The following is an 11,423-nucleotide window of genomic DNA, read 5'->3' as shown; positions in this document are numbered from 1 at the left end:
AGAAGTGAAACGCCGTAGCGCCGATGGTAGTGTGGGGTCTCCCCATGTGAGAGTAGGGAACTGCCAGGCATCAAACAAGTAAAAAGCCCATCCTCCAGGATGGGCTTTTTGCGTTTTTATCTCCTGAAAACGATTTTCGACAACTTTCCGTCTCTCCAGCCTGCATAGCATTGCCTTTTAAATAGCCTATCCTTATCCATTCGAGATGTTTAAGGAGACGATAGTTGACCAGCCATTCCTTCAATTACCAGCAAGATTTCGCCAGCATTAATTTTCGTGATCATCCTGAGCGCTATCAGGTGGGACGTGGTGAACAAGGCGTTTTGCTGGTTGAGCCCTATAAGAGTGAAATCCTTCCCTGGTGGCGTTACAAAGATCCTGAGTCCGCTACAACATCAGCTGAAAAAATTTACCAATTATTCGAAACCTATCGACAACAAAATGACTTTGTTGGCATGGATATGGCCCGCAAATTTATACAAATGGGATATACCCGCGCCCGGCGTTACGCCAACTATAAAGGGGGTAAAAAGTATGCTGAGGACGGTAGCATTCAGCAAAGAGGAAATGACCCGGTAAAAGCAGCCGCAGCGGCGATCTTTAAAAAATGGTGGGATAAGATCCGCCAGGATAAAGATTATCTCCGACGCAAGCGCGAACATATCACACGCTGGGGATAAGCGCATTCTTAGGCTAACATTCTGAAATGATAGCAGGCAAATCATTAACACTGTATTAACTTTTTACCCCGGCGTAATCTGATTTATATAAAAAATCGAAGATGTCCAATCAAAGGGGGAAATATGGCAGATGTCACCACTCGTCCTGAGCATAAAACAACCGATTTGACCGATGTACGTCGCAGAGTGTGGGCAATCGTTGGTGCGTCATCGGGAAATCTGGTGGAGTGGTTTGATTTCTATGTTTATTCATTCTGTTCGCTCTACTTTGCTCACATCTTTTTCCCTGCCGGAAATACAACGACCCAGCTACTTCAGACGGCAGGCATTTTCGCCGCCGGATTTCTCATGCGTCCGATTGGCGGCTGGCTGTTTGGGCGTATTGCTGATAGGCATGGGCGCAAAACGTCGATGTTGATATCAGTATGCATGATGTGTCTGGGATCTCTGGTGATCGCTTGCTTACCGGGCTATGAAAGCATTGGTACGTGGGCCCCGGCATTGTTATTACTGGCAAGACTGTTCCAGGGGTTATCTGTGGGTGGCGAATACGGCACCAGTGCAACTTATATGAGTGAGATTGCCGTTGAAGGACGTAAAGGGTTTTATGCCTCTTTCCAGTACGTAACTTTGATTGGGGGTCAATTGCTGGCGCTTCTCGTGGTCGTTGTTCTTCAGCAGATCCTTGATGATGCTGAGTTACGTACATGGGGCTGGCGTATTCCCTTTGCAATTGGCGCCGCACTGGCTGTAGTCGCGCTCTGGTTGCGTCGTCAACTGGATGAAACATCGAAAAAAGAGGTACGAGTATTAAAAGAGGCTGGGTCGCTTAAAGGGTTATGGCGTAATCGCCGGGCGTTTGTGATGGTGCTCGGCTTTACCGCAGGCGGTTCACTGAGCTTCTACACCTTCACGACATATATGCAAAAATATCTGGTTAACACGACCGGTATGCATGCCAATGTGGCCAGCATTGTGATGACCGTGGCGTTATTTGTTTTTATGCTTATTCAGCCCGTGATAGGTGCCTTATCCGATCGCATTGGTCGCCGTGCTTCCATGCTCTGTTTTGGTGGGCTGGGGACGCTCTTCACGCTACCTATTTTAAGTGCGCTACAGTATGTCTCATCACCCTATGCCGCCTTTGCATTAGTGATGACGGCACTGCTCATCGTGAGTTTCTATACATCAATAAGCGGTATCCTGAAAGCCGAAATGTTCCCGGCACAGGTCCGTGCGCTGGGCGTGGGCTTATCTTACGCCGTTGCCAATGCGTTATTCGGCGGGTCGGCTGAGTACGTTGCGCTGTCGCTGAAATCGGCAGGTATCGAGACGGCCTTCTTTTGGTATGTCACTGCGTTTTGCGCACTGGCATTTATCGTTTCGTTGATGCTACACCGGAAAGGTAAAGGTATTCGTCTTTAGTGATTGGCTAGCTGCCAGACGGCGTAACCCGTGGTAGCGCCTGCAACATCCCAGGCAAAATCTTTCCAGCTCCAGCCGCTTCCTGCCGGGCGGCTGTCCCAAAACTCTTTTGATGCGCCAAGGCTAACAGAAAACATCAGGCCATAAACGGCACTACGATCGCGACTAATTCCCTGATGTTGTGCATACTCGTTGCCCGCAGCGGAGAGCATGGCAGAAGCAATAAAATGCTGTGCTTTATCCTGCCCGCTCCATTGGTCATTTGCCATGTGCGCACACCCGGTTAAACACAGTACACTCGTCAATATTAAGCATCGCATCATAGAGGAACCTGAAAAAAAGCCCCATCAAATGACGGGGCCGGGTGTTACAGAATGCGGCTGATAAGTTTATCGATACGAATTCGACGTAAGCGGCGAATGAGCTTGCGTACTTTTACCGGATAGTCGGCGATACTTTGCAGATCGCGATAATGGTTAACTACCGTGGTATGGGTACGGATAAGATCCAGCTCTTTGTCACGCTGAGCCGCTAATTGATGTTTCGGGTCGTGGATCAGAATGGCATTTTCCAGATCCAGGCGCCAGGCACGCGGATTAAGGTTATTCCCCGTCAGCAGCACCCATTCGTCATCAACCCACATCCCTTTCAGGTGATAGCTGTTGTCGTCGTCTTTCCACAAGCGCACGACCAATTGATCGGTATTGACGTAATACTGCAGACGGCTCAGGAAACGGCGCAGGTTAATTTCATACAGATAAGGCAGGGCGCCAATAATTTTAAACGGTTGATCTTCTGGAATAAAAAAGTCATTAGCCGTTTTATCGCCAACGATAATTTCGACTTTTTTGCCTTCACGCAGGAGCTGCATAATATTGCGTACCAGCACAGCTGGCAGGTTGAAATAAGGTGTGCAGATAACCAGTTTCTCTTCCGCACAGGGCATCAAATGGAAAATGGTCTTATTCAGCAGGCTGGTTTTTCCAAGTCCAACTAATGGCGTAACCGAAAGCTGATCGTTATCGGCATCGCCCTCAAAATGATAGGCCGCGTCGCGTAATTCCTGACGATACAGACGAATATCATTTTTGATTTCAGGGCTTTTAGGACGTTGCGCGTTGTCGAGACGATTTACGCCGCGCCCTTCAATCAGGTTTTGTTTGACCCAGCCCAGCATGATATCGGCCATTTTGGGATTGCGGATAAGCTGGTAGCGGTCGTAGCGGTATTTATCGTGTTGGTGGAGATAGACATCGTTCAGGCTCGCGCCGCTATACAGCACGCTATCGTCGATAATGAAGCCTTTAAAATGCAGTACGCCAAGCGCCTCACGGGTATTCACTGGCACGCCGTAAACGGGAATATCAATGCCTGGGTTTTCCTGCGCCATACGGCAATACCAGTCGGCATTGGTGTTGGATGCTGCCACGCCAATACGACCACGTTGTGCCCGGTGCCAGTCGACGAGCACGCAGATTTCAAGCTCAGGGCGCTGACGTTTGGCGTCATAGAGGGCGTTCAGGATACCTTTACCGCCATCATCCTGCTCAAGGTAAAGAGCGATGATGCAGATACGGCGTGTTGCGCTGGCAATTTTTTCCAGCAATGTCTCCCTGAAAATAGCGGGAGAGTAGAAAAACTCTACATCATCAACTGATTGGGAAAGCTTGGGTAGTTGGGCAAGGTGTTGTTGATGTTTATTACGCTTAAATTTTGACAACATCACAGTGCGTTTCTTCTCTGTTTATTGAAAGGGCTTCTGTCCGATAACCCCGACAGAAGCGGACAATGATAACACCAGTACCTGTGAAAGTGGTCAACATTTCCAGTACCTTACTCAGGATTCACCGGTCTGCTTCAGATTCAGGGACAATCCAACGATCCCGTCCTCAAGCTGAATGTCGACCTCGAATCCCAGTTTACGCGCCAGAGTCACCATGCCGCGATTGTTTGGCATAGTAATACCATTCAAACGCTTAAGTCCGTGATCCCGAGTGTAACTGATGAGCTTTTCCAGTAATCGTCGCCCAAGACCCAATCCTTTCAAATCGGAACGAACCAACACAGCGAATTCGGCATCAATGTTATCCGGGTCAGAGATGGCGCGGGTTACGCCAAGGATCTCATCCTTTCCTTCTACCTGACGCACTGCAACAAATGCCATTTCCCGATCGTAGTCGATCTGCGTCATATTCGCTAAATCATCATGAGTAAATTCGTTGATCTCGCTGAAATAGCGGTAGTACAAATCTTCCTTTGTTACCCTGGCGATGAACGCCTGTAGCTGCGGTTCATCCTCAGGAAGAATAGGGCGGAAAAGCGTGGTCTCGCCGTTTTTTAGCTCAACGGTCTCTTCTAGCTGCTGCGGATAGGGGCGAACCGCGAGACGACTTTCACCGTTGCCGCTAAACGCCCCGACCGTGAGGGTGACATCAAGTGCGGTGAATTCATTGCCGGAGGCAAGCAGAGGATGAATGTCCAGGCGCTGGATTTCCGGACAGTGCACAATAAGGTTTGAGACCTGCACCAGGAATTGACTTAGCCCGGCGATATCCAGTGTGCGCAGGGCGCTACGCCCGCGGATCTTCTTATTTTTAATGGCCTGGATAACCAGATAACGCGCCAGATTCATATTCAGCGGTGGTAGCGCAACGGCGGCCTGCTCCTGTGCGCGCCACTCGACGCCGCCTTCTCCCAACATGATAAGCGGACCGAACACCGGATCGGATTCGACGACCACACGAAGTTCCTGCGCACCGGCACGGTTTGCCATGCTTTGTACCTGCAAGCCGTGAACACGCGCCTGCGGCCAGTTCATTTTGACGCGGTCGATAATCGCATCCGCGGCCTGCTGGACCTCTGCCGCGGTGCGCAGGTAAAGCATAACCCCCTGGACCTCAGATTTATGAGGAATATCCGGCGAGCGTAATTTTAGCGCTACGGGGTAACCAATCTGTTCGGCAATATGTACCGCTTCGGCGCTATCACCAGCAATCCACGTCGGCAGTGTCTGGATACCCCAGGCGCTGAGTATCGGCTGCACTTCATGAGTATCAAGCGTGGTTGCCCCTTCTGTGATCGCCTGTTGCAGTAACTGATGGGCTTCGGCTGTATTGGCCGTCAGGTGAGTAGGCAAGGCGGGCGTTTCACGTAATTGCTTCTGGTTACGCCGGTATTCAACCATATGCATAAATGCGGTGATCGTCCCTTCTGGCGTACGGTATGTCGGCAGGCTCGCTTCGCTGAATAACCGTCGCGCTTCCTGGGAAGAATACTCGCCACACCAGTTTGTCAGCACCGTAATGTATTTACCGCGTGGATGTTTTTTCAGCGCCTCAATGAGCGCCAGCGCGCTCTCTCTGCCAGGGGCGGCGGCGCTCGGAGAATGAATAACCATCAGCGCATCAAAATCCTGGCTGTCGAGCAGGATCTCAAGCGCGGTGGTGTAGCGATCATTGCTGGCATCATCGCGTAAATCCAGCGGATTACCCACATTGACATAATCGGGTAATCCATTGCGAAGCCTTGCCAGCGTATCGTCACTCAACTTTGCCAGTTTGCCATTACGTGACCATAGCTGATCGAGCGCCAGTGCGGCAGGGGCGGCACCGTTACTGATGATCATCAGCCGGTCGCCGCGAAGCGGGCGCATGTGACTGAGCGTTTCGACGGCGGAAAACAGTTCGTGGGTGTCTTGCACACGCAGCAGACCGGCACGCTGAATGGCGGCATCCCAAGCCGGATCCAGCCCGGCACGGGTTTGCAAAAGCCGCTGGGCTTCGGGGCTACGGCCACTCTTGATAACCAGAATGGGTTTATTGCGTGACGCGCTGCGAGCCGCCGAGACGAACCGGCGCGCGTCGCTTAAATGTTCGAGATAGAGCAGAATGGCGCTGGTTTTGGTATCACGTGCCAGGAAGTCCAGCAGTTCATCGACGTCGATATCCAGGCTGTCACCCAGCGCAATAAAATAGGAAAACCCCATCTCACGTTGCTGAGCCCAGTCCAGGATGGTGTTGGAGACGGCGGCGGATTGCGAAATAAATGCAAGCTTGCCACGGGTGATCGGTACCGGGGAAAAGCTGGCATTAAGACCCTGCCAGGGCGCGAGTAACCCCATACTGTTTGGCCCGAGCAGGCGCATCTGGTAACGCCCTGCACAGTTCAGCAGTTCGGCGTGTTGCTCAGGGGTGGCAGAAAGAATAATGCAGGTTTTACAGCCCTTTTTACCAAGCTCTTCCAGCAAAGGCAGATTACGTTTTGCATTGGTACAGAGCACGGCGAGGTCCGGCACATAAGGCAGGCTGGCGATATCGGGCCAGGCCAGTACACCAAGTACGGCTTTGTACGCGGGTGTCACCGGTAAAACCGGCCCGGCAAAACCGCCAGCCAGAAGATTGCGCATCATCAGGAAACCGGCGCGATCCGGTTTCATTGATGCCCCGATCACGGCGATCGACTTGGGACGTAACAACGCTTCCAGCCCACGTTGGCTCATACCGGCCTCCAGTAAAGAGTGACCTGATGATTTTAAACGTTTTCTGGTTCTTTTGCTGTGACGCTACGCTGATGATTCGCTTTACCCGCCAGGTAACGTTCGCGAAAGAGGGAAAAATGGGCGCCCAGACTTTTCGCGGCAGCTTGATCGCCTGCTAAATCGAGAAGCGCAATCGCGACTTCGGCGGTGCAGTACTGATCGTCGGCATGCGACTCGCGCAGACGATAGGCTGAAATCCGTGATAAATCGACGGAGATAACCGGCAGGGCGTCCAGATAGGGGCTTTTGCGAAACATTTTGCGTGCTTCGGTCCAGGTCCCATCCAGCATGATAAATAGCGGCGGTTTTCCACAGGGCGGTGCGGATAATACCTGCCGTTCGTTTCCTGCATAGGATGCGGGAAAGACGACCATCGGCTGATAGTCTTCGCTGTTGCATAAATCAATAAGCGCCTGGGGTGGCTCAGTACGTGACCAGAGAAACGCCGTTGTGTCAGGCAGAATATCGGCGATAAGCCTGCCAGTATTGCTGGGCTTCATGGGTTCCGTATCGAACATCACCAGGCAGAACCGGCTGCGGGCCGTACTGGGTCGCAAGGTGTCGCACAGGCACTGTTGTTTTGGCAGCAGGCAGCGCTGGCAGCGAATAACGCGATTGCCTCGGGCGAGGAAAGGGCGAGTGGAACGAGCAATACGCATTGCCCGGAGCGTGAGTACGGCGTTATCAGTCATGAGAATCGCGTGAAAAACGCCATTGTCGCAGAGCTGAAAACGGGGCACAAGATGTGCCCCGCCAGGATTAGAGAGATTCGTTAAGCCAGCTATTAAAAGGGGCTTTGGGAACGGCGCCGCTCAAGATGTCGACAACCTCGCCATTTTTGAACAACATAATGGTTGGGATGCTGCGGATACGAAAGCGTGCGCTGAGTTCGCGTTCGGCTTCGGTGTTCACTTTTACGAAGCGAACTTTGCCGCTACGCTCTTCCGCCACGTCTTCAAAAATCGGCGCGAAGCTACGGCACGGACCACACCAGGGCGCCCAGAAATCGACAACGACCGGCAGGTCATCTTTCAGCAGTTTATCCAGTGTTTCGCCAGTGGCGTTAATCACATCGCCGTCGAACAGCTCATGTCCACAGCGTCCGCATTTTGCGACATCGCTAATGCGCGCTTCGGGGATGCGGTTAAGCGCCTGGCAGCTTGCACATACGGTATTCATAACTAACCTCGGGAGAGCAGTGGTACAGAGTGGCACAAGGCCGATATGTTTCTAATATGTTACATATTATTGATGAAGTGGTTTTAAACGACAACGCGTTTTATTCAATGAGTACAATAGTCGATAGCTTTTGAACGAATTAATGGCTAAGCGCCGACACATCAGGTAATCTGCGCGCTCGCGCAGCGCTGGTGGAGAAAAGCATGAACGATGAACTGAAAAACAAAAGCGGCAAAGTCAAAGTGATGTATGTCCGCAGTGATGATGATTCCGATAAACGCAGCCAAAACCCGCGTACCGGGAAAGGGCCTGCTCGTAGCGGATCGTCTCGTGCCGATGCTGGCCGTCGCCCCGCTCGCGAAGAGAAAAACAGTGGCCGCCGTCCTGCTCGCGAAGAGCGAAGTAATGATCGTGGTCGCGACCGTGACCGTCCACAGAGTGATTCCCCGTGGCGTACCGTTTCCCGCGCGCCGGGTGACGAGACACCAACAAAGCCGGATCACGGCGGTATCAGCGGTAAAAGCTTTATCGATCCGGAAGTACTGCGTCGTCAGCGTGCGGAAGAGACCCGCGTTTATGGCGAGAATGCCTGTCAGGCGCTGTTTGCCAGCCGTCCTGACTGCATCGTGCGCGCCTGGTTTGTTCAGAGCGTAACCCCGCGCTTTAAAGAAGCACTGCGCTGGATGGCGGCTAACCGCAAAGCCTACCATGTGGTTGATGAGGCTGAGCTGGCAAAAGCGTCCGGTACTGAACATCACGGTGGCGTTTGCTTCCTGATCAAAAAACGTAACGGTACCAGTGTTGAGCAGTGGGTGGCACAGGCCGGCGCCGAAGATTGCGTTCTGGCGCTGGAAGATGTGGGTAACCCGCATAACCTGGGTGCGATGATGCGCAGTTGCGCGCATTTCGGCGTGAAAGGCGTTCTGTTGCAGGATGCGGCCGTTATCGAATCCGGTGCTGCAGTTCGTACGGCGGAAGGCGGTGCGGAGCACGTGCAGGCGATTACGGGCGATAGCGTTATCGAGGCGCTGGATGCTTTCCGCAAAGCCGGTTATGCCATTGTGACCACATCCAGCCATAAAGGCACGCCGCTGTTTAGCGCCACGTTGCCGAAGAAAATGGTGCTGGTGCTGGGTCAGGAGCGTGACGGTCTTTCCGATGCTGCGCTTGATAACGCGGATCTGAGCATCTCGATTAACGGCACCAATAACGTTGAGAGTCTTAACGTGTCTGTAGCAACGGGTGTGTTGCTGGCAGAATGGTGGCGTCAAAACAAAGCCTGATAAAACCACGATCAGCATGCCTTCACGGCATGCTGATTTCTTCTCTCCTCTGTCTGTTCGCTTTACCCCCAGAGCAGATGCATCATCAAAATGAATGCTTCCATAACCCATGCTGATTGCACCAACTGTATGCGGTGAACCCTCGTTTACAGTTAAATTTGCATCGGCTGCCTTTACAGACCGGACGATCGCAGTAGACGTACGCATCGTTTTCGGCCAGTGCGAAGGTGGCTTCTGGCAGATCGCCTGGCCTGAGGAATTTAAACTGGCCACCCTGAAAGGTATAAACGTAGATCCACAGCAGGCGGTGATCGTCTGTCATCGGATGTGACGTTGTACCGATATTCACCGTCAGGGTATTTGATTCAAAGCCGCCGGAAATCGTCATCTGCGGCAGGTGGTCTTCTGCCAGCGCATCGTCTGTATTCTGCGGGGTTAATGCACTCAGCGTTTCGTCACAACAGCGTAGTTGTGTCTCGCCGCCGTTGTTATTAATGGTCACAAGAAATTGTCCGCACCGGGGACAGTGATAAAACGTAGGCTCCCCCTGGATAAAAGACGGCTTGGTGCTGTTTTTTATTCGTGTCGATGTTTTCGGCTGTGTTCTGCCGGAAAGGTTATTGTTAATAAGCACATTGGTATCCTTATTTGGATATGGCCTCGTCGAGTGCCGGGGATGCGTTTTCTCGGGAGGCAAGAGCCAGGCGCTGAACGATATCTTTGCGTAACATGAACTTTTTGACTTTCCCGGAGGCCGTTCGCGGTAAATTGTCGACCACCACCAGGTGCTCCGGATATTTATATTTAGCGATGCGTTTATGGGTAAAGAAACGGATGATATCTGCCAGTACCAGAGGTTGTTCTTTATGGGTCAGTACCACATAGGCACATGAACGTTCTCCCAGCCGCTGGTCTGGCATCGCGACGACGGCGGCGTCTCGAATATCAGGATGCTGCAACAGAATATCTTCCACTTCCCGGCTACTGATATTTTCACCGCCGCGAACAATGATGTCTTTTTTTCGCCCGGTAATTTTAAGATACCCTGCCTTGTCGACCCGGCAATAATCCCCGCTGTAATACCAGCCTTCATCATCAAGTGCCTGTGCCGTTAATTCCGGTTCATCGAAATAGCCGACAAACACATTCGGGCCGCGAGAAGCTTCTTCACCTTCGGTATATTCCGGCAGAGTGTTTCTCTTTTTATCGACGACTCTGATCTCCACTCCGTTTACCGCCGCCCCGTCCGTATTCACCTGGCGAATAAGCGAGTCTTCGGGACGGACGATGGCATGTGGCGCACTCTCCGTACTGCCATATACCCCCAGCAATGGAACTCCGGCTTTGTGGTAATCACGCACCAGTTTGCCCGGAATAGTGGTCCCGCCGCACAGAAAAAAGCGCAAAGAAGAGATATCGCACTGGCGGGCCTGCATCGCCTTAAGCAGATCGCACGCAAACGGTGTTGCCCCCATAATGCAGGTGCATTTTTCCCGTTCAATGATCTCAAGGCACTGCTCCGGGTTAAAAATATCCAGCAATACGCTGCGGGCACCCATCATAAACGGGGCGGTGACCCCATGCATAAAACCCGTGGCGTGGGCGAGTGGTGCTGGCATCAGCATAATATCCGTGCTGTTCAAATTAAGCGTTGCGCAGTAGGCCCGTTCGCTGGCAATGATATTATTGTGCGTCAGCATTACCCCTTTAGGGTGGCCCTCTGTACCGGAAGTGAACAGCAGTGCGGCCAGGTCATCGCTTTTTGTCGCAATGGCCTGAGCTAATGGTGGCGTGTTTGCCAGTATCTGGCTCAAAGACAACTCGTGCCGGGCGGGCTCGAGCTTATCGACCACAATCACCTTCTCCAGCCAGGGAAGCAGCGGACGCAGCGCGGGCAGCATTTGAATGGGACGAACATTTTTAAAGCGCGTTGCGGTAAAGAGAATACGAGCCTGACATTTGTTCATGATCCAAGCCAGTTCAGACTCCCGAAATGCCGGGAGCAGCGGCACGACGACGGCGCCGCATTTGAGACAGGCAAGATAGATAACGGTAAACTCACACCAGCCGGGAAGTTGCAGGGCGACCCGATCACCCGGCTGGATACCGTTTTCCACAAGCCACATCGCCAGTGCGCCTGCTGCGTTATCGAGTTCACGGTAGGTATACGCTGTGCCGTGGTTGTCGCTGACGGCGATTTTATCCGCCGACGCCTTTGCCGACAGATGCCAGTAATCCGCCAGCGTCGCGTCACCCCAGTATCCTTGTTGTCGATAACGCATTTTCAGCGCCTCGTTGATTTTCATGGTTGTCATTCCG

General features: G+C 52.4%; 10 protein-coding genes. 3 read left to right on the top strand and 7 right to left on the bottom strand.

What is annotated here, in order from left to right:
• Positions 1-224 precede the first annotated feature (224 nt).
• Both ABIB59_RS23400 and ABIB59_RS23395 read left to right on the top strand, forming a co-directional pair.
• Positions 225-680: a DUF4385 domain-containing protein gene (locus ABIB59_RS23400; RefSeq protein ID WP_039079543.1), complete on the top strand. Its 456-nt coding sequence runs from the start codon at positions 225-227 to the stop codon at positions 678-680.
• 123 nt (positions 681-803) lie between these two features.
• On the top strand, positions 804-2,105 hold the full coding sequence (locus ABIB59_RS23395) for an MFS family transporter (protein ID WP_354037219.1): 1,302 nt from the start codon (positions 804-806) through the stop codon (positions 2,103-2,105).
• Here the strand turns inward: ABIB59_RS23395 and ABIB59_RS23390 are convergent.
• The 5 genes from ABIB59_RS23390 to trxC all read right to left on the bottom strand — a co-directional run bounded on the left by ABIB59_RS23390 (position 2,102) and on the right by trxC (position 7,821).
• A complete protein-coding gene (locus tag ABIB59_RS23390; protein WP_039079773.1) occupies positions 2,102-2,425 on the bottom strand; it encodes a YfiM family lipoprotein in 324 nt (107 codons plus the stop codon). The genes ABIB59_RS23395 and ABIB59_RS23390 overlap by 4 nt on opposite strands.
• 47 nt (positions 2,426-2,472) lie before the next feature.
• Complete coding sequence (gene pssA / locus ABIB59_RS23385) at positions 2,473-3,828, bottom strand: CDP-diacylglycerol--serine O-phosphatidyltransferase (protein ID WP_354037232.1); 1,356 nt, start codon at positions 3,826-3,828, stop codon at positions 2,473-2,475.
• 114 nt (positions 3,829-3,942) lie between these two features.
• Positions 3,943-6,603 carry a bifunctional acetate--CoA ligase family protein/GNAT family N-acetyltransferase gene (locus tag ABIB59_RS23380; protein WP_354037217.1) on the bottom strand — a complete coding sequence of 887 codons (2,661 nt, stop codon included), beginning with the start codon at positions 6,601-6,603 and terminating at the stop codon, positions 3,943-3,945.
• Between the two features lie 32 nt (positions 6,604-6,635).
• Positions 6,636-7,334: a tRNA-uridine aminocarboxypropyltransferase gene (locus ABIB59_RS23375; RefSeq protein ID WP_354037215.1), complete on the bottom strand. Its 699-nt coding sequence runs from the start codon at positions 7,332-7,334 to the stop codon at positions 6,636-6,638.
• Between the two features lie 67 nt (positions 7,335-7,401).
• Positions 7,402-7,821, bottom strand: a complete 420-nt coding sequence (trxC, locus tag ABIB59_RS23370; RefSeq protein WP_039079547.1) for a thioredoxin TrxC — start codon at positions 7,819-7,821, stop codon at positions 7,402-7,404.
• A gap of 203 nt (positions 7,822-8,024) precedes the next feature.
• Here trxC and ABIB59_RS23365 point away from each other — a divergent pair, with 203 nt between their 5' ends.
• Complete coding sequence (locus ABIB59_RS23365) at positions 8,025-9,104, top strand: tRNA/rRNA methyltransferase (protein ID WP_039079548.1); 1,080 nt, start codon at positions 8,025-8,027, stop codon at positions 9,102-9,104.
• 85 nt (positions 9,105-9,189) lie between these two features.
• Here ABIB59_RS23365 and ABIB59_RS23360 read toward each other — a convergent pair whose 3' ends face one another.
• Positions 9,190-9,606, bottom strand: a complete 417-nt coding sequence (locus tag ABIB59_RS23360) for a desulfoferrodoxin family protein (RefSeq protein WP_354037213.1) — start codon at positions 9,604-9,606, stop codon at positions 9,190-9,192.
• A 142-nt stretch (positions 9,607-9,748) separates the two neighbouring features.
• Positions 9,749-11,419 (bottom strand): medium-chain fatty-acid--CoA ligase, encoded by a 1,671-nt coding sequence (gene fadK / locus ABIB59_RS23355; RefSeq protein WP_354037212.1) that lies wholly within the window; start codon positions 11,417-11,419, stop codon positions 9,749-9,751.
• Between the last annotated feature and the right edge of the window lie 4 nt (positions 11,420-11,423).

This window comes from Citrobacter sp. UYEF32 (genome assembly GCF_040546205.1).
Classification (GTDB): domain Bacteria; phylum Pseudomonadota; class Gammaproteobacteria; order Enterobacterales; family Enterobacteriaceae; genus Phytobacter; species Phytobacter diazotrophicus.
Note: the sequence above shows the minus strand (reverse complement) of the source record. Positions and strands in the feature narration are given on the sequence as shown.